We start from the raw sequence: 18,324 nt of genomic DNA, 5'->3' as shown, positions 1-18,324 counted from the left end.
AGAGGTGAACGAAATGGGAGCGAATACAAAAAAGTCCCCATTTAATGTGGAAGAGCAGTTTAAAACAATAGAAGAAACATTCCAAACATTGCAAATTTTAAATGAGCAAGGCGAAGTTGTAAACGAAGCAGCAATGCCTGAGCTTAGTGATGATCAATTAAAAGAGTTAATGCGTCGTATGGTTTATACTCGCGTATTAGACCAACGCTCTATTTCATTAAACCGACAAGGCCGTCTTGGTTTCTATGCACCAACTGCAGGTCAAGAGGCTTCTCAATTAGCAAGTCATTTTGCGCTTGAAAGTGAAGACTTTGTCCTTCCTGGTTACCGTGATGTACCACAATTAATTTGGCATGGTTTACCACTTTATCAAGCGTTTTTATTCTCTCGTGGTCATTATATTGGCAACCAAATGCCTGAAAATGTAAATGCTATTTCTCCACAAATAATTATTGGTGCACAAATTGTCCAAGCAGCAGGTGTGGCACTTGGTATGAAACTTCGTGGCAAAAAATCTGTTGCAATAACATATACAGGAGATGGTGGAGCATCTCAAGGTGATTTCTATGAAGGAATGAACTTTGCAAGTGCATTTAAAGCACCGGCAATCTTTATTGTTCAAAATAACCGTTTTGCCATTTCTACTCCAGTAGAAAAACAATCTTCTGCAAAGACAATTGCACAAAAGGCAGTAGCGGTAGGTATTCCTGGAATACAAGTAGACGGTATGGATCCATTAGCAGTATATGCTGCAACTCATTTTGCACGTGAACGTGCGATTAATGGAGAAGGTCCAACCTTAATTGAAACATTAACATTCCGCTATGGTCCTCATACGATGGCTGGTGATGATCCGACACGTTATCGTACGAAAGACCTTGAAAATGAATGGGAACAAAAGGATCCGATCGTTCGTTTCCGTAAATTCCTTGAAAATAAAGGCCTATGGTCTGAAGAACAAGAAAATAAAGTGATTGAACAAGCAAAAGAGGATATTAAACAAGCTATTGCAAAGGCTGACCAAGCTCCTAAACAAAAGGTAACCGATTTAATGACTATTATGTATGAAAAGCTACCTTACAACTTGAAGGAGCAATATGAAATTTATACAGAGAAGGAGTCGAAGTAAGCCATGGCGCAAATGACAATGATTCAAGCAATCACAGATGCGTTACGTGTCGAATTAAAAAACGACCCTAACGTATTAGTGTTCGGGGAAGACGTTGGGGTAAACGGTGGTGTATTCCGTGCTACAGACGGATTACAAGCTGAATTCGGGGAACAACGCGTATTCGATACACCGCTTGCAGAATCAGCAATCGGGGGTCTTTCTATTGGTCTGGCTCTTCAAGGCTTTCGTCCGGTTCCTGAAATTCAATTCTTTGGCTTTGTATTTGAAGTATTAGATAGCATTTCTGGTCAAATGGCGCGTATGCGTTATCGTTCGGGTGGCCGTTGGAATGCACCTATAACCGTTCGTTCACCGTTTGGCGGCGGCGTTCATACTCCTGAACTTCATGCAGATAGCCTAGAAGGCATTGTAGCTCAGCAACCTGGATTAAAAGTCGTTATTCCATCTACCCCTTATGATGCTAAAGGGCTTTTAATCTCTGCTATTCGAGACAATGACCCAGTTATTTACTTAGAACATATGAAATTGTATCGTTCATTTCGTCAAGAAGTACCTGAAGGAGAATACACGATTGAATTAGGTAAAGCAGATGTAAAACGAGAAGGAACAGATGTTACCGTAATCGCTTATGGTGCAATGGTTCATACTGCTTTAAAAGCTGCTGAAGAACTTGAAAAACAAGGTGTTTCCCTAGAAGTAGTCGATTTACGTACTGTACAACCTCTTGATATAGAAACAATCATTGCTTCTGTTGAAAAAACAGGTCGCGTAGTCGTTGTGCAAGAGGCTCAACGCCAAGCAGGTATTGCTGCAAATGTAGTGGCAGAAATTAATGAACGTGCCATTCTTAGCCTTGAAGCACCTGTTCTTCGCGTAGCAGCAGCAGATACAGTATTCCCGTTCTCACAAGCAGAGGGCGTATGGTTACCAAATCATAAAGACGTTGTAGAAGCTGTTCAAAAAGTGATGAATTTCTAACATGCATAGACGCAAAAGAAATAGAGTTATGTATTTCTTTTGCGTTAGTCTATGAAACGATAAATAGTACAGGGAGATGAAATCCGTGGCATTCGAATTTAGATTACCAGATATCGGTGAAGGTATTCATGAAGGTGAAATCGTAAAATGGTTTATTAAGCCTGGCGATGAAGTGAATGAAGATGACGTTCTTCTTGAAGTGCAAAATGATAAATCAGTAGTAGAAATTCCTTCTCCAGTAAAGGGCAAGGTACTTGATATTCTTGTAAATGAAGGTACAGTTGCAGTGGTAGGGGATGTTCTTGTTGCATTCGATGCACCAGGATATGAAAATCTAACCTTTAAAGGTCAAGAAGCCGCTCCACAAGCAGAAGAACCAGCAAAACAAGAAGAAGCAACTGAAAAGGGTACGAATGAAGAAAGTTCAAAAAAGAATGGTCGCGTTATTGCAATGCCATCTGTGCGTAAATATGCACGCGAAAAAGGTATCGATATCCATGAAGTAAGCGGAACAGGTAAACATGGACGTATCCAAAAAGAAGATATTGATACATTCGTAAATGGCGGTCAAAAGGAAGTTGAATTAAAACAAGAAGAAATTCAAGTTGAAGTTGCAGTACAAGAAAAGGTAGAAACGCCAAGTTCAGAATCAGTTATAACTGGTCAATACCTAGAAACACGTGAAAAAATGAGCGGTATCCGTAAAGCTATTGCAAAAGCTATGGTACACTCTAAGCAAACGGCACCTCACGTAACGTTAATGGACGAAGTAGACGTAACCGATCTTGTTTTACATCGTAAGAAATTTAAAGAGGCAGCTGCTGAAAAGGGAATTAAGCTAACATACTTGCCATATGTTGTAAAAGCATTGACATCGGCTTTACGTGAATTCCCAATATTAAATACATCTTTAGATGATGCAACGGAAGAAATCATTCACAAGCACTACTATAACATTGGGATTGCAGCAGATACGGATAAAGGTCTTCTCGTTCCAGTTGTAAAAGATGCAGATCGCAAATCTATTTTCTCTATCTCAGCCGAAATTAACGAACTTGCAGTAAAAGCACGTGAAGGTCGCCTTGCTTCTAACGAAATGAAAGGTGCATCTTGCACGATTACGAATATTGGATCAGCAGGCGGTCAATGGTTTACACCTGTTATTAATCATCCGGAAGTTGCCATTCTTGGCATTGGTCGTATCAGCGAAAAACCAGTTGTGAAAAATGGTGAAATTGTAATTGCACCAGTACTTGCATTATCATTAAGTTTTGATCATCGTATGATCGACGGTGCAACAGCTCAAAAAGCATTAAATCACGTAAAACGTCTATTGAATGATCCACAATTACTCATAATGGAGGCGTAATCGAAATGGTAGTAGGAGATTTTCCCATTGATTTAGATACAGTCGTTATTGGCGCTGGTCCTGGCGGGTATGTTGCTGCTATTCGTGCAGCACAGCTTGGTCAAAAAGTAGCTGTTATTGAAAAGGGAGCTATTGGTGGTGTCTGCTTAAATATTGGATGTATTCCTTCTAAGGCTCTTATTTCTGCAGGTCACCGCTATGAACATGCAGTACATTCAAGCGACATGGGGATTACAGCTGAAAATGTTAAAGTTGACTTTTCAAAAGTTCAAGCTTGGAAGCAAAGTGTTGTAAAGAAATTAACAGGCGGCGTTGAAACGCTTCTTAAAGGAAATAAAATAGAAATTATTCGCGGCTCAGCATTTTTTGTTGATAGTAATTCTTTGCGTGCCATTACAGAAACATCTGCACAAACTTATAACTTTAAAAATGCAATTATAGCTACAGGATCAACTCCAATCCAAATTCCGGGGTTTGAATTTTCAAAGCGTGTAATTGATTCAACCGGTGCGCTAAGCTTACCTGAAATTCCGAAAAAATTAGTTGTAATAGGCGGCGGATATATCGGAATGGAATTAGGAACTGCATATGCTAATTTTGGAACAGAAGTTACAATTTTAGAAGCAGGCGATGAAATTTTATCCGGCTTTGAAAAATCTATGAGTGCAATTGTGAAAAGAGGCCTAAAGAAAAAGGGTAATGTAAAGATTTTCACGAAGGCATTTGGTAAATCAGTAGAGGAACGTGAAGACGGGGTTACGGTTCATTTTGAAACAAAAGGTGAAATGAATTCTATCGAAGCTGATTATGTTCTCGTTACTGTAGGTCGTCGCCCTAATACGCGTGACATCGGTTTAGAGCAGGTTGGTATTAAAGTTTCTGAGCGTGGCGTAATTGAAATTGATAAACAATGCCGTACAAATATACCAAATATTTATGCAATTGGTGACGTTGTACCTGGTCCTCCTTTAGCTCATAAAGCATCTTATGAAGGTAAGGTAGCTGCTGAGGCAATTAGTGGTCACCCATCGGAAATTGATTATATTGGTATTCCAGCTGTATGCTTTACTGATCCAGAATTAGCTACTGTTGGATATACGAAAAAACAAGCTGAAGCAGAAGGACTAGAAGTTGTTACGGCTAAATTCCCATTTGGGGCTAATGGTCGTGCTTTATCACTAAATAGCACAGAAGGCTTCGTTGAACTTATTACACGTAAAGAAGATGGATTAATTGTAGGTGCACAAGTTGCAGGTGCAGGAGCATCTGACATTATCTCTGAGCTTGGCTTAGCAATTGAAGCTGGCATGACTGCTGAAGATATTGCACAAACCATTCATGCTCATCCAACATTAGGTGAAATTACAATGGAAGCAGCAGAAGTTGCATTAGGAACACCAATTCACATCGTGAAATAAGAAAATTGTAGAATCTTATTAAGCTAGGAAAAAAAGAAGCATCCAACAGGATGCTTCTTTTTTTCTTCTAAATCATGTTTTATAACCATATAGTATGGTAGGACCAGCATACGTTAGGAGAAGATTATGTGAAAAAAATGACTCTTGTCGAGATATACCATACGTTAATATGGTTTAGTTATTCTGTGATTCTATTTCTCTCACATCGTGATAAGTTACGGTCTAAAATATTTTTATTCTTCGTATTCTTTTATGTAGCATATATTGTAGGTGATTACGTATTACGGGAAAGATGGAAAGCCATTCGTGTAACCGTAAGAAACGTAGTGGTGTTTCTAACTATATATATGCTTCTTTCTCTTATTTAACGCTTATAAAAGTACATAATTCGGCCATTAAATAAATGTAATTCCCCTTGTAATTTTTTCGCAAGAAAGCGGCAAAATTCGTTCGCTTTTCCTTTATCTCCGTAGGAAGCGCTATCAGGAAGAGTAATTTGAATAAAATGTTGATCATCCTTTACGTCTACTCCTACATAGATAGACTGATATCGATCATGATTTGACTTTAAATGGATGGTTGTTTCGGATGTATCAATGATTTCATATGGGAAAGCGGTTTCAGTATAATTCCATGCAAGTTGAGTACCTGTTTTAGCAGTAATTTGCTTATAATATGTAAATAAATCTTTCACATCTTGGATCGATATTTCTTGCTTTTCAGACTTGGGAACAAGTTTAATAAATGCATGTTGCATGTAAAATCCTCCTATTTCATATTGGTACATACATATTGTATCATTGTTCTAATTTTCTTGACAAATACTTAGGTTAAATTATATCGTTTTGCTCGATATATAGTAAGACAAATAGAAATTATTTTAAAGAAGTACATATGTCTGAGATAAAAAAGTATGTCATAATAAATAACTATTGACTCGATTAGTATAGCATATTAAAATGTACTCAGAAAGATAAGCGCTTACAATACTATATTTTGTAAATTGTGAGGAGGAAAAAAATGGGGACAATCGTGTGTCAAGTATGCGAAAGTACAATTGAGCATTTTGAAGATGAAAAGGTAACTATATTGTACGGTCATTGTTGCTCGAATTGTGAATCTCATAACCAAGAAAAATAAACAAAAAAGGTGCAGGGTTGAGGTTTTATTTATACCCTGTACCTTTTTTGTTTGCAACAAGTATGAAGATCTTGCTTTATCATGCGGTAAGTCATATTTAATAGTAAGGAGAAAGAAAGTCCTATTATTAATGAACTGTGGTAGTGTGGCCTGCAGTAGCGATAATGATGCTCTCACGAATTGGAGTGAATTTTATATCATCCCCAATTTTTGATTTCGAGGCATACTTATTCATATCAGCGGTGTCAACTCTTGTAATATAATTTGTCATGTATGCAGAAAGGAAAGCCTCTGGTTTTCGACGTAAGTTTAGAGTTTGGATAATTTGATCTTTTGTACTTATACCTACACCATGTCCGTAGTAAAAATCATCGCCAAGGTAAACTGCGTTTTCTCCTTGCCATTCTATTGTAGCTCCATTAACCTGCGGATTTTTAAAATACATAATATCCCCTTGTACCATAGTTCCATCTGTTTTTGTTATGATTTTTAAATCTTTATCATAATCCCATGTATATAAAATTAGATTTGAAAATAAACGATCGAAGGTTTTGTCATCAAAGCATTCTAAGAGCGATTTATACAAAAGGATAATAATTGCGGTAGCACATTCTGTACCGTACTTCTTTCCATTTGTGAAAATATCACGGATGGCGACTGAAGCAAGTGTACCTGGTTTTAGTTGAAAGCCCCCCAGTTTTGTTCGCTTCCAAAAGAAATCATTACAAAATGATTGTTCGAATCTACGAAAACTCAACCCACTACTGGATAAGTCAATAGAAGAAAGTATTAAATGGAGTCTAAGATGCACATCAAAGGAAAGTTGATCAAGCGTTTCGTAAGTATATACTTCTTCATTACTCGTCAATGATTTTAAAATTTCTTGTTTTGTTTCAAAAAAGGGCTCGTGATCATTATCTAAAAATGGGTGGACGACCTGGCGTCCTATCACAATCATGATCTTTTTCACTCCTATCTTGTTTCTTGCTATTCTATGAAAGGAGTGCAAGTATCGTGATGAAACAAAAGAGGTAGAGAAACAGCGTACATCTGTTTCTCTACCTCCATATGGATTGTAATGAAATTCATGATAATTAGGAAATAGGCTTATATTCTTTAATCACACGTAAAGTTTTTAACTCGGCATCTTCTGGACCTTGGACAGGTAGTCCGGCTGCTAAGTTCTTTTTAATATAATCTAAGTTTTCTTGAGTAATAATTTCACCTGGAGTAAAAATCGGAATTCCAGGAGGATAGACCATTACAAATTCAGAGATTATCCGACCGGCAGCCTCTTCAAATGGCACTATTTCTGTTTCGGAATAAAAGGCGTCACGAGGTGACAGTGCCAATAAAGGAATTTCAGGAACTTCTACGCGTATTTCAATGCTAGATGCTGCATTATGCCCAAAAGTAGAAGATAGGTCTCGTAGTGCTTTAATAAGAATGTCAGCCTCTTCTTCTGAATCTCCAAATGTAATGAGACAAAGAATGTTATAGAGGTCAGATAATTCCACTTCGATATTATAGTGTTCACGAAGCCACCGCTCTGCATCGTGTCCTGTAATTCCTAATTCTTTGACAGATATTATTAATTTAGTAGGATCAAAGTCAAAGGTTGCGTCTGTTCCTAGTAATTCTTTACCTGGACTATACAAATATTGTATCGCATTAATTTCTTTTCGCATCTGTTCTGCTAGTAAAATGGTTTTGTCAAGTAATTTTTTACCTTCTGTTGCGAGACGTTTTCTTGCTATATCAAGAGAAGCTAACAGAATGTAAGAAGTGGATGTTGTTGTTAGCATACTTAGTATGGATTGTACATGTTTTATATTTATAAGACCTTTGCGTACATTTAAAATAGAGCTTTGTGTTAATGACCCACCCAGCTTATGAACACTTGTTGCAGCCATATCTGCTCCTGCTTGCATAGCTGAGAGAGGTAACTTATCATGAAAATGAATATGAACACCATGTGCTTCATCAACTAGCACAGGAACGTTATAGGAATGGGAAATCTCAACAATTTTCTTTAAATCTGCTGCAAATCCAAAATAAGTTGGGTTTATAACAAGTAATCCTTTTGCATCTGGATGAGCTTCTAATGCATGCTTTACTGATGTGATTGTCATTCCATGAGAAATGCCGAGAACGGGATCAATTTCTGGATGAATAAATATTGGCTTTGCTCCAGAAAGGATAACACCTGACATTACAGATTTATGAACGTTGCGCGGCACAAGAATTTTATCTCCAGGTCCGCATACGCTCATAACCATAGTCATAATGGCTCCACTTGTTCCTTGAACAGAGAAAAATGTATGATCGGCTCCGAATGCTTCCGCTGCTAAATCTTGAGCTTCCTTAATCATTCCTTTTGGATGATGCAGATCGTCAAGTGGGGCAATATTAATTAAATCAATTGATAGTGCGTTATGTCCAATAAATTCACGAAATTGTGGATCCATTCCTTTTCCTGTTTTATGCCCGGGAATATGAAATTGGATAGGATTTTGATTACTGTGTTTCACTAATGCAGAAAACAATGGTGTGTCTTTTTGGGACAACCTATACACCCCTTTACTATTAAAGTTTCGTATTTGGATCAGCATTTACATCTGCATATGAAGATGAGCGCTGATTATCATTAAAAAATTTTTTTAACAAAACAAGAAGAATTATACCATTTTCGAATGGTTATTGTATATAGAATGAATAATAGAGAGTTTTTTTTTTGGCAGGACATACAGAAATCTCTGAAGAACTAATGTATTATGAAAAATGGAGGTGCTGTGATGAATTGGGAAACACGAGTTACACAATTGTTAAATATTAAGTATCCTATTATTCAAGGTGGACTTGCTTACTTGGCGTACTCTGAACTTGCTGCTGCTGTAAGTAATGCAGGCGGGTTAGGACAAATTACTGCTATGAGTCTTTCCTCGAAGGAAGCACTGCGAGAAGAAATTCGAAAGGTACGTAAGTTAACGGATAAACCATTTGGTGTAAACTATGCAATTGGACAACATGGGAGACCATTTGAACACATGCTTGATGTCGCAATAGAAGAAGATGTTCCGGTCGTTACGATGACAGGCGGGAACCCTGCACCAATCCTGAATCGTCTAGAAGGTACGAACATAAAAAAACTTGTCCTTGTCGCAGCAAAAAGACAGGCTGAAAAGGCAGAGCAGCTTGGAGCAGATGCGGTTATGGTTGTTGGACAAGAAGGTGGCGGACATCTTGGAAGAGATGATATAGGGACAATGGTTCTTGTTCCGCAAGTGGTAGACGCAGTTTCTATACCTGTCATTGCATCTGGAGGAATAGCAGATGGAAAAGGATTAATGGCAGCACTCAGTCTAGGAGCAGAAGGAATCGAGATGGGAACAAGATTTATTGCAACGGAGGAATGCGTGCATGCTCATCCAAGTTATAAACAAGCACTCCTCGAAGGAAATGAAGCAGATACTGTCATCATTAAGCGTTCAATAGGTGCACCTGCTCGTGCAATTCGCAATGTATGGACAGATACAATCTTACAAATAGAGAATGAAGGACAGGGCTATGAAGGCTTGAAAGATTACATAAGCGGAATGGCAAATAAAAGATATATATATGAAGGAAATAAGAATGAGGGGTTTGCATGGGCAGGACAAGCAATGGGGAGAATAAAGGATATCCCGACTGTTCAAGAATTAATAACGCGGATGATACGAGAGGCAGAAGACGTACGAACAAGATGGAGTAGATGAGGTGAAAGGATGGACTATCAATATCCATTAGACTATGAATGGTCTACTAACGAAATTGTAGACGTTATTCATTTATATGAAGCAGTGGAACAAGCCTATGAAAAAGGTATTACAAGAGCAGAATTTATGAATGCATACCGCCGTTTTAAAGAAATAGTTCCAAGTATTGCGCAGGAAAAAAAGCTTGGAAATGAGTTTGAGGAACTTAGTGGGTACTCTTTATATCGTGTGGTGCAAAAGACGAAAAATATGCAAGAAAATGAAAAAATTAAAATGAACGCAAAAGTATTTTGAAAATTCAGAAATGTATGCTATAATGGTACAACAATCAAAAACGGACAAAAAATAAATTGTCCGTTTTCTTCTATCTAGTAGAAGTAAGAGTATAGAGAGGAAGGAGTGTGGAGAACGAATTTTGAATTATTTCCATAAATTCATAGTCGCTCATTTTAATCGCTTCTTCTTTCGAAATGTGGATGCCGGTTAATAATTCAGCTTTTTTCACGGTTTCTAGTTTTCTAAATATAGTTGTAAGTTGTTCATCGTTAAGAGTACTTCCAGGTATAGCATTTGGTTTTGTATGATCTGTAGACCAAACGAAATGTTTAGGCATTCTTTTAATCTCTTCTAGATGAGAAAGAAGTGCTCTTGCATACTCCGCCTTTTGCGGACATTCATAGATCAAACCAAAATAAACAAACATGTGTGTACCCCACAATCCGATTTGAAAATGAGGAAGCATTTTGTAGCCACGCTTACTTGGTGCAAAAGCAACCCATGTATCACTAGGAGGATTGACAGTACGTCTTGCATGTTTTGCAACATGGTAGAAAAAAGGTTCATTCAGTTCTTTCGTAAAGAATGACTGAAAGGTTTCACCAAGTTGCTCAAGCTTTGGACGAACATATTTCTTTATCTCTTCCATTCTTTCATCTAAGCCTTGTACAGAAAAAGCAGAAAAATCTTGCGTATCAAAAGCAATTTGTTTCATAGAGTTCCTCCATACAGTATTTTGTCTTTCATTCTAGCATACCATGTACAATTGTGAAAAAGAGCCGCTTGAAAAAAAGTACAGTTCTTAAACAAAATTGTTGCATAGATGATTTATCCCACATAATATAGTATAAAACAAAATAACTGAAAATTGAGTGAATTTTAAGCTGAAAGAAACTCGTAAGGAGGCAAACATGGATGAGACAGGTGATTAATGCTTTAAAACGAACAGATGCAGAAAAACGAATTCCGGTTTTGCGCTTAGAATTAGATTATGAGTTGGCTACCCTTTATGATGCAATTGTTGAGAACGATGAGAATAAAAAAGTTGAATGCAAACAGAAGCTTGAGATGCTAAGACTTGAAATGATGCGTCTAGAAGCGTAATAATAGAATGTGTATGGTACAATGAATAAGTACGAACCTTTCACTAAAGGTTCGTTTTTTCTGGTGTACCCAGCATGAGTCATATGATGCGAACAATTACGGTACACCTAATTGAACCGCCGTATACCAACGGTACGTACGGTGGTGAGAGGTCAGAGGTTAACCACCTCTTCCTACTCGATTGACTAGTATAGGGAGTGTTAGAAGATGCATGACATGTGGAATGGTATCGCTGCAAATACAGAACGTTGGATTCGAGAGGCGGGACAGATTCTTCGTGACTCCTTAGAAACAACTCTTACGATTGAAACGAAAACGAGCGCTTCGGATCTTGTGACAAACATGGATCGACACATTGAACAATTTTTTATTTCTCGAATTCATGACACATATCCATTACATAAAATAGTAGGAGAAGAAGGCTACGGAGACGAGATTGCCTCAGCTGAGGGTACGATCTGGCTTATTGATCCTATCGATGGTACGATGAATTTTGTTCATCAAAAACGTAACTTTGCTATTTCTATAGGTATCTATCATGATGGCGTAGGGAAAATTGGCTATATATATGATCCTATCCATGATGAGCTCTATTATGCGATGGAAGGGAAAGGGGCGTATTGCAATGGAGTGCCTATTCCTAAATTGCAAGCAGGAACGATTGAAAAGGGAATGATTGGAGTAAATGCGACTTGGCTTTTGGAAAATAATTTTCTGGATTATAAGAAAATAGCGGCTCTTACAAGACGGGCCAGAGGTACACGATCCTATGGATGTGCGGCGCTAGAAATTGTCTACGTTGCTACAGGGAAATTAGACGCTTATATCACGCCTCGTCTTTCACCGTGGGATTATGGTGGCGGTGCCATTTTGATTTCTGAAGTCGGGGGATACATAACTACCTTCCAGCAAGCACCTGTTAGTCTTATTGAAAAGGGTAGTGTCATTGTAGCAAGACCGGGTGTTTATGAGGAATTACTACCATTTCTTTGTTAAGAGGAATTGTCTTTGCTAACAAAAAGTCGGGGTTTCTCCCCCGACTTTTTGGAAAGCTTCACTTTATTTGCTTTCGAATCAAAGCAAAAGACATCTGTGCGTGAACTTGCACAGATGTCTTTTTTATTGTTGTTGTTTCCGAAGTTTAGCCTTTGTTGCAAACCCAAATCCCATTGTACCAATAGTACCGATAATGCAAATAATAGTTCCGATGATACTTTTTTCAGCGATCATTGCCCCTATACCCATTATGAACGCAACTCCAATGAGTGCGAATAATAGCATTCGAACTTGTAATTGTTTCATTCGTCATCCCTCCGTCTATAATTGTACTGTAATTTGTTTAAAAAACAACTATATTTGTCCGTACATCGTATTTCAATTGCAACTAGAAGCTTTCCCTCTTATAATAGAATAGGACTAAAAAGACTTTAGGAGTTGGACATGTTGAAAAAAAGAGAAGATTTACGCAATATAGCAATTATTGCCCACGTAGACCATGGAAAAACGACACTTGTCGATAAATTACTTCGTCAAGCAGGAACGTTCCGCAGTAATGAACAAGTAGAAGAACGTGCAATGGATTCAAATGATATTGAAAGAGAGCGCGGAATTACGATTTTAGCGAAAAATACTGCGATTCACTATGACGATAAGCTCATTAATATATTAGATACACCAGGACATGCTGATTTTGGCGGCGAAGTAGAACGAATCATGAAAATGGTTGATGGTGTTCTTCTTGTTGTTGACGCATATGAAGGATGTATGCCCCAAACACGTTTCGTATTAAAAAAAGCATTAGAACAAAATTTAACACCAATCGTTGTTGTTAACAAAATTGACCGTGACTTTGCAAGACCAACAGAAGTAGTTGATGAAGTAATTGATCTATTTATTGAGCTTGGTGCAAATGAAGAACAACTTGAATTTCCAGTTGTATTTGCTTCCGCTATTAACGGAACAGCTAGCTTAGATCCGGATCCTTCTAAGCAAGAAGAAGATATGAAATCCTTATTTAATACAATCATTGATCACATTCCTGCCCCAATTGATAATAGCGATGAGCCGCTTCAATTCCAAGTTGCTCTTTTAGACTACAATGACTATGTAGGACGTATTGGTATTGGACGTGTATTCCGTGGAACAATGAATGTAGGACAACAAGTTGCTCTTATGAAGTTAGACGGAAGCGTGAAACAATTCCGTGTAACGAAAATTTTCGGTTTCTTCGGATTGAAACGTGAGGAAATTCAAGAAGCTAAGGCTGGCGATCTTATCGCTGTATCTGGTATGGAAGATATTAACGTTGGAGAAACAGTGTGTCCTTTTGACAACCAAGATGCTCTTCCTATTTTGCATATTGATGAACCAACATTACAAATGACATTCCTTGTAAACAACAGCCCATTCGCAGGTCGTGAAGGTAAATTTATTACTTCTCGTAAAATTGAAGAACGTCTTCGTTCCCAATTGCAAACAGATGTAAGCTTACGTGTTGAAAATACAGATTCACCTGATGCATGGATTGTATCTGGCCGCGGAGAATTACATTTATCTATTCTAATTGAAAATATGCGTCGTGAAGGCTTTGAACTGCAAGTTTCCAAACCAACAGTTATCATTAAAGAAATTGATGGAGTACGCTGTGAGCCAGTTGAACGTGTTCAAATTGATGTTCCAGAAGAAAATACTGGATCAATCATTGAATCAATGGGCACACGTAAAGGTGAAATGCTTGACATGGTTAATAATGGGAATGGTCAAGTTCGTCTTACTTTCATGGTTCCGGCTCGTGGCTTAATTGGGTATACGACAGAATTTTTAACATTAACACGTGGATATGGAATTATTAACCACACATTTGATAGTTATCAACCTATGCAAAAGGGTCAAGTCGGCGGACGTCGTCAAGGTGTTCTTGTTTCCATGGAATCAGGAAAATCAACAACGTATGGTACAATGCAAGTTGAAGACCGTGGTACCATTTTCGTTGAACCTGGTACTGAAATTTACGAAGGTATGATCGTAGGAGAACATACACGTGAAAATGATTTAGCTGTTAATATTGTGAAAATGAAACAACAGACTAACGTTCGTTCTGCAACGAAGGACCAAACAAACGTAATTAAAAAGCCACGTATTATGTCTCTTGAAGAGTCTCTAGAATACTTGAATGATGATGAATATCTAGAAGTAACACCAGAATCTATTCGTCTTCGTAAAAAAATTCTTGATAAAAATGAACGTGAAAAATCAGCAAAGAAAAAGAAATAATAGGACCTGGCAAGGGCCTTCACTACTAGTGAAGGCCTTTTTATATCTTGGCATGAAACAAGCGATTAGAATTTTTAACTATTTAAGCGTTTACACTAGACAGCTATACATAATCACGGTACTCTTATAAATAAAATAGTATATCAACTGCATTACTTCTTAAAATGAAAAGAAGAAGGGCGGGGGTCATAGAACATGGATATGCAAGTGTTGGATAACATGACGTTATTTGCAAGATTATATCATGTGAATGATCATCCTGGGGTTGGCATGTGGCTTTTGTACGGTACAATTTGTATGCTTTGTATCATTGTGTATCGCCTAGGCTTTGCCCGTAAATTGAATGTGTTGCAAAATATAGTTGTTTATTTCATACTTGTGTTAGGTTGTTCCATATTAACGTTCTTTGCAGTATTTTTACCGATAGCAGAAGGATTAGTGGCAGCAATTGTTGTTCTTGGCACGTATAAGATCCGTCTCCATCAAGCCAAAAAACAAAAAACGATATAAAGGAGATACTGATGAGTTCTGTTCAAGATTCTATTTACAATTGGTTAACGATTAAGGTAGTGGCAGAGGCGCGTCCCGATGATAAAGCTGCTATTGAAACCTTTGAGTTGTTCGATCATATTCTTCGTGAGGAACATGGGATAATAGATGTTAAGATTGAAAAACGTGAGGATATGTATCTTGTTACGTATAATAGGGATGGCGAAACGAAATCAACTCGATTTCCAATTGAATTGATTGATTGTTATTTAGATCAAATGAATCGTGAGCCTGAAAAATTTCCTAACTATTGAGCCCTTACCTAGATGATAAGGGCTTTTCTTATCTGTATATAGAATTGTTATTGTGAAAAATTAGGTCACGTCACCATTCTTCTTCTACTGATTTGTCTCGATATAATCGGAATTTTCCGCTAGCAATACGAGAATTTGTTCGTTCTGAAATACGGCTATAACAACTTGGACACATGTATGTATGAATAGGACGGTTACGCAACCGTTTTGCTTCTAACGTATCATCATCTAACTTATGAATTCCGTCACATAAAACACATTTAACTCTCATCTTGTCACCTCAAAAATAAAATATAAAAAGTCAGTAAAATAGTAAAGTAAAGGAAATACGTAATAAACTATGAATAAAGTATATCATGATTTACATACAAAAAATAAATAATTGTATCATTAGAAATTCAGCATAGGCATGTTGTAAAATAGTATTGGGAGGTGTCATGTATGGCAAATGTAGTTGAACCAACATTAAGTGATAATTTACTTCAAGCTCTAAGAGAAGAGAGAATTGTTACGATTGCAACGATTGATTTTGAGAAAGGTTGTCCAAACGTTAGTGCAATTTCTTGGGTGTACAGTATGAATCCGTCTACAATTCGCTTTGCTGTCGACAAACGATCTCGAATTGTAGAAAACATTCGTCATCATTCATCAGTTGTTCTAAACGTAATGGCTGACGAATCAGTATTTTCAATAAATGGTGAGGCTACTATCATAGCAGATCAAATGGAAGAAGTACCGCTAAAGCTATCACTTATAGAAGTGTCCATCGAAGAGGTACGAGATGTTATGTTTTATGGCGCTAAGCTTGCGGTTGAACCAAAATATGAGAAAACGTATGATTTACGTGCGGCTGCTAAGCTTGATGGTCAAGTATTAACAGCAATGAAAGAACGATAATCTACATATTATGAAGCAAAATTAGGATAATGGTATGAAAATAGCTGTTTCAAAAGGATAAGAAGTTTAGTCTTTCGTAAAGGGTACGCTTTTCTTAGTTTTGAAGCAGTTTATTCTTTATTTGCAAGGGAAATTTCCTTATAAAGTCATTCTATCTCACGTATGCCTCACATATTATCTATAACAAAGGTTCGTCCCTAGAGGATGAAACCCTTGTTCACTAAGGTGGAGTCAGGGGGTAACAGATTGAGTAAAATCTATGTTCTCGATACGAATGTATTATTGCAGGATCCATTATCGATTTATTCATTTAAAGATAATGAGGTAGTTATACCTGCCGTTGTGTTAGAGGAAGTGGATTCAAAGAAACGTTACATGGATGAGGTTGGTCGAAATGCCCGCTTTGTATCTAAGCTTATAGATAAATTTCGTGAAACAGGAAAGCTTCATGAACGAATTCATCTTGAAAATGGAGGAACATTCCGTATTGAGTTGAATCATCGTTCTTTCGTACAATTACAAGAAATTTTTGTAGAAAAAACGAATGATAATAGAATTTTGGCTGTTGCTAAAAATTTATCGTTAGAAGAACAGGCGAAACAACATGGGAAACCGGTTATTCTTGTAAGTAAAGATGTGCTCGTGCGAGTTAAGGCAGATGCAATCGGCTTGCAGGCTGAAGACTATTTGAGTGATCGTGTGATAGAAGTTGACAATATATATACAGGATTTGTAGAACAGTACATACCAAAAGAAGTGATGAATAAATTTTATGAAACCGGTCAGCTTCCTATTTCTGATATAAAGGAACAAATGTTGCATCCTAATCAATTTATATTAATGAAGGATGCTCTTGGTGGATCTGGATCTGCGATTGGTGTAGTAGATGCATCCGGTCAAAAAATAAAGAAGCTTGTTTTTCAAAACGAACAAATTTGGGGTGTTCGTTCGCGAAATGTGCAACAGACGATGGGGATGGAGATGTTACTACGGGAGGATATTCCACTCGTAACCTTGATTGGAAAGGCAGGAACAGGGAAAACATTACTTGCCTTAGCAGCGGGTTTAATGCAAACAGAAGATTTAGGATTATATAAAAAACTACTCGTAGCCCGCCCTATCGTACCGGTTGGGAAAGATATCGGTTATTTACCGGGTGAAAAAGAAGAAAAGCTACGTCCATGGATGCAGCCTATTTTTGATAATCTAGAATATTTATTTAATACGAAAAAACCAGGGGAGCTAGATGCTATTTTAGCTGGAATGGGATCTATTGAAGTAGAGGCATTAACGTATATTCGTGGGAGAAGCATACCTGAACAGTTTATCATTATTGATGAAGCGCAGAATTTAACAAAGCATGAAGTAAAAACAATTTTGACGCGTGTTGGAGAGAAAAGTAAAATTGTTCTAATGGGAGATCCGCAGCAAATTGATCATCCGTATTTGGATGAATATAATAATGGCCTCACATATGTAGTTGAAAAATTTAAAGAACAGAAAATTAGTGGTCACGTTAAATTTGTAAAGGGTGAACGATCCAAGCTAGCTCAGCTAGCAGCAGATTTGCTCTAATATAGTAAAGTCATAAAAAACGCGAGCACCCAAAAGGGGGCTCGCGTTTCTTTTCTTATATCACTGTAAATTCACGTATGTCGGTAATAGGATGATCTACATTGTTGCCATTACCATAATAGAAATGGGCTGGGCCGTTTTCCTCTAATGGTTTTCCCTCTTTAGAGAAGCCAAGAATTGCATCCATAGCTTCTTCCATCGTAAGAGTCACAGTTGTATGTTTTGTTTTCAAGATAACATTTGAAGCATCAGTGTGAATACCTGCATTTATTAAAAAGGGGCGCAGTGGTATACCAAATGTTCCGTTAATTATTTTTTGCTTTTCAAATTGCGTAATACTTTTGTTTACTGGAGGATAAATAGCACCTTCCGTAATTTCTCGATCCCAATGAGCAGAGGCAGCTTTCTTATAGTTTTCTAATTCATTAGCGTCTGTATTCTTTTCTTCTTGAAAATATGTAAGTAAGTCGACTTTACGATCGTCAAAAATCCAAACACTTGGATCTAAAGTGATGGAATGATCTACTTTGCCGTTTATAAATAATATATCGGTCATTTTTGTCCCCTCCATTTGTTTTATACTCCCATCTTTCAGTATAATGAA

At 37.4% G+C, this 18,324-nt stretch carries 22 protein-coding genes; 15 read left to right on the top strand and 7 right to left on the bottom strand.

Annotated elements, in window-relative coordinates:
- The first annotated feature begins 13 nt into the window (after nucleotides 1-13).
- The 5 genes from pdhA to ACM5BR_RS07315 all read left to right on the top strand — a co-directional run bounded on the left by pdhA (nucleotide 14) and on the right by ACM5BR_RS07315 (nucleotide 5,265).
- The gene (gene pdhA / locus ACM5BR_RS07335; RefSeq protein ID WP_416827002.1) at nucleotides 14-1,129 is read left to right on the top strand and encodes a pyruvate dehydrogenase (acetyl-transferring) E1 component subunit alpha; all 1,116 of its coding nucleotides are present in this window, start codon (nucleotides 14-16) and stop codon (nucleotides 1,127-1,129) included.
- 3 nt (nucleotides 1,130-1,132) lie between these two features.
- Nucleotides 1,133-2,110, top strand: coding sequence for an alpha-ketoacid dehydrogenase subunit beta (locus tag ACM5BR_RS07330; RefSeq protein WP_416827000.1), 978 nt, complete (start codon nucleotides 1,133-1,135; stop codon nucleotides 2,108-2,110).
- Nucleotides 2,111-2,195: 85 nt separating this feature from the next.
- Entirely contained in the window at nucleotides 2,196-3,479 is a 1,284-nt protein-coding gene (locus tag ACM5BR_RS07325; RefSeq protein WP_416826999.1) for a dihydrolipoamide acetyltransferase family protein, read from the top strand.
- A 5-nt stretch (nucleotides 3,480-3,484) separates the two neighbouring features.
- Nucleotides 3,485-4,897 carry a dihydrolipoyl dehydrogenase gene (gene lpdA, locus ACM5BR_RS07320; protein WP_416826998.1) on the top strand — a complete coding sequence of 471 codons (1,413 nt, stop codon included), beginning with the start codon at nucleotides 3,485-3,487 and terminating at the stop codon, nucleotides 4,895-4,897.
- Between the two features lie 128 nt (nucleotides 4,898-5,025).
- Nucleotides 5,026-5,265: a hypothetical protein gene (locus ACM5BR_RS07315; RefSeq protein WP_416826997.1), complete on the top strand. Its 240-nt coding sequence runs from the start codon at nucleotides 5,026-5,028 to the stop codon at nucleotides 5,263-5,265.
- Here the strand turns inward: ACM5BR_RS07315 and ACM5BR_RS07310 are convergent.
- Nucleotides 5,262-5,654 carry a DUF1885 family protein gene (locus ACM5BR_RS07310; protein WP_416826996.1) on the bottom strand — a complete coding sequence of 131 codons (393 nt, stop codon included), beginning with the start codon at nucleotides 5,652-5,654 and terminating at the stop codon, nucleotides 5,262-5,264. The two genes, ACM5BR_RS07315 and ACM5BR_RS07310, sit on opposite strands and share 4 nt — an antisense overlap.
- Nucleotides 5,655-5,917: 263 nt before the next feature.
- On the opposite strand from ACM5BR_RS07310, the gene ACM5BR_RS07305 reads away from it, so the two are divergent.
- Nucleotides 5,918-6,037, top strand: a complete 120-nt coding sequence (locus tag ACM5BR_RS07305; RefSeq protein ID WP_416826995.1) for a GapA-binding peptide SR1P — start codon at nucleotides 5,918-5,920, stop codon at nucleotides 6,035-6,037.
- Between the two features lie 127 nt (nucleotides 6,038-6,164).
- Here the strand turns inward: ACM5BR_RS07305 and ACM5BR_RS07300 are convergent, their stop codons facing one another.
- Nucleotides 6,165-6,995, bottom strand: a complete 831-nt coding sequence (locus ACM5BR_RS07300; protein ID WP_416826994.1) for a protein-glutamine gamma-glutamyltransferase — start codon at nucleotides 6,993-6,995, stop codon at nucleotides 6,165-6,167.
- 136 nt (nucleotides 6,996-7,131) lie between these two features.
- Nucleotides 7,132-8,604 carry an aminotransferase class I/II-fold pyridoxal phosphate-dependent enzyme gene (locus ACM5BR_RS07295; protein ID WP_416826993.1) on the bottom strand — a complete coding sequence of 491 codons (1,473 nt, stop codon included), beginning with the start codon at nucleotides 8,602-8,604 and terminating at the stop codon, nucleotides 7,132-7,134.
- A 228-nt stretch (nucleotides 8,605-8,832) separates the two neighbouring features.
- Between ACM5BR_RS07295 and ACM5BR_RS07290 the strand changes: the two genes are divergently transcribed.
- Together ACM5BR_RS07290 and ACM5BR_RS07285 are read left to right on the top strand one after the other, a co-directional pair.
- Complete coding sequence (locus ACM5BR_RS07290) at nucleotides 8,833-9,792, top strand: NAD(P)H-dependent flavin oxidoreductase (protein WP_416826992.1); 960 nt, start codon at nucleotides 8,833-8,835, stop codon at nucleotides 9,790-9,792.
- A gap of 9 nt (nucleotides 9,793-9,801) precedes the next feature.
- Nucleotides 9,802-10,086 (top strand): UPF0223 family protein, encoded by a 285-nt coding sequence (locus ACM5BR_RS07285; protein WP_416826991.1) that lies wholly within the window; start codon nucleotides 9,802-9,804, stop codon nucleotides 10,084-10,086.
- Between the two features lie 70 nt (nucleotides 10,087-10,156).
- On the opposite strand, the gene ACM5BR_RS07280 is transcribed toward ACM5BR_RS07285, so the two are convergent.
- Nucleotides 10,157-10,783 carry a YktB family protein gene (locus tag ACM5BR_RS07280; protein WP_416826990.1) on the bottom strand — a complete coding sequence of 209 codons (627 nt, stop codon included), beginning with the start codon at nucleotides 10,781-10,783 and terminating at the stop codon, nucleotides 10,157-10,159.
- A 200-nt stretch (nucleotides 10,784-10,983) separates the two neighbouring features.
- Here ACM5BR_RS07280 and ACM5BR_RS07275 point away from each other — a divergent pair, with 200 nt between their 5' ends.
- Nucleotides 10,984-11,172, top strand: a complete 189-nt coding sequence (locus ACM5BR_RS07275; RefSeq protein WP_416826989.1) for a hypothetical protein — start codon at nucleotides 10,984-10,986, stop codon at nucleotides 11,170-11,172.
- Nucleotides 11,173-11,379: 207 nt separating this feature from the next.
- A complete protein-coding gene (locus ACM5BR_RS07270; protein WP_416826988.1) occupies nucleotides 11,380-12,168 on the top strand; it encodes an inositol monophosphatase family protein in 789 nt (262 codons plus the stop codon).
- Nucleotides 12,169-12,291: 123 nt separating this feature from the next.
- Here ACM5BR_RS07270 and ACM5BR_RS07265 read toward each other — a convergent pair whose 3' ends face one another.
- On the bottom strand, nucleotides 12,292-12,474 hold the full coding sequence (locus tag ACM5BR_RS07265; RefSeq protein WP_416826987.1) for a DUF5325 family protein: 183 nt from the start codon (nucleotides 12,472-12,474) through the stop codon (nucleotides 12,292-12,294).
- 138 nt (nucleotides 12,475-12,612) lie between these two features.
- On the opposite strand from ACM5BR_RS07265, the gene typA reads away from it, so the two are divergent.
- From typA to ACM5BR_RS07250, 3 genes are all read left to right on the top strand, one after another.
- Nucleotides 12,613-14,445: a translational GTPase TypA gene (typA, locus tag ACM5BR_RS07260; protein ID WP_416826986.1), complete on the top strand. Its 1,833-nt coding sequence runs from the start codon at nucleotides 12,613-12,615 to the stop codon at nucleotides 14,443-14,445.
- 195 nt (nucleotides 14,446-14,640) lie between these two features.
- Nucleotides 14,641-14,955 (top strand): YlaH-like family protein, encoded by a 315-nt coding sequence (locus tag ACM5BR_RS07255; RefSeq protein ID WP_416826984.1) that lies wholly within the window; start codon nucleotides 14,641-14,643, stop codon nucleotides 14,953-14,955.
- Between the two features lie 11 nt (nucleotides 14,956-14,966).
- Nucleotides 14,967-15,248 carry a hypothetical protein gene (locus ACM5BR_RS07250; RefSeq protein ID WP_416826983.1) on the top strand — a complete coding sequence of 94 codons (282 nt, stop codon included), beginning with the start codon at nucleotides 14,967-14,969 and terminating at the stop codon, nucleotides 15,246-15,248.
- A 70-nt stretch (nucleotides 15,249-15,318) separates the two neighbouring features.
- Here ACM5BR_RS07250 and ACM5BR_RS07245 read toward each other — a convergent pair whose 3' ends face one another.
- On the bottom strand, nucleotides 15,319-15,519 hold the full coding sequence (locus ACM5BR_RS07245; protein WP_416826982.1) for a YlaI family protein: 201 nt from the start codon (nucleotides 15,517-15,519) through the stop codon (nucleotides 15,319-15,321).
- A gap of 170 nt (nucleotides 15,520-15,689) precedes the next feature.
- Between ACM5BR_RS07245 and ACM5BR_RS07240 the strand changes: the two genes are divergently transcribed.
- On the top strand, nucleotides 15,690-16,145 hold the full coding sequence (locus ACM5BR_RS07240; protein WP_416826981.1) for a pyridoxamine 5'-phosphate oxidase family protein: 456 nt from the start codon (nucleotides 15,690-15,692) through the stop codon (nucleotides 16,143-16,145).
- A 246-nt stretch (nucleotides 16,146-16,391) separates the two neighbouring features.
- Nucleotides 16,392-17,720, top strand: a complete 1,329-nt coding sequence (locus tag ACM5BR_RS07235) for a PhoH family protein (protein ID WP_416826979.1) — start codon at nucleotides 16,392-16,394, stop codon at nucleotides 17,718-17,720.
- 55 nt (nucleotides 17,721-17,775) lie between these two features.
- Here the strand turns inward: ACM5BR_RS07235 and ACM5BR_RS07230 are convergent, their stop codons facing one another.
- Nucleotides 17,776-18,276: a peptidyl-prolyl cis-trans isomerase gene (locus ACM5BR_RS07230; protein WP_416826977.1), complete on the bottom strand. Its 501-nt coding sequence runs from the start codon at nucleotides 18,274-18,276 to the stop codon at nucleotides 17,776-17,778.
- Nucleotides 18,277-18,324 lie beyond the last annotated feature (48 nt).

Origin of the sequence: Ectobacillus polymachus (genome assembly GCF_048159605.1) — a bacterium.
Lineage (GTDB): Bacteria > Bacillota > Bacilli > Bacillales > Bacillaceae_G > Ectobacillus > Ectobacillus polymachus.
This window is presented reverse-complemented; position numbering and strand designations above follow the sequence as displayed.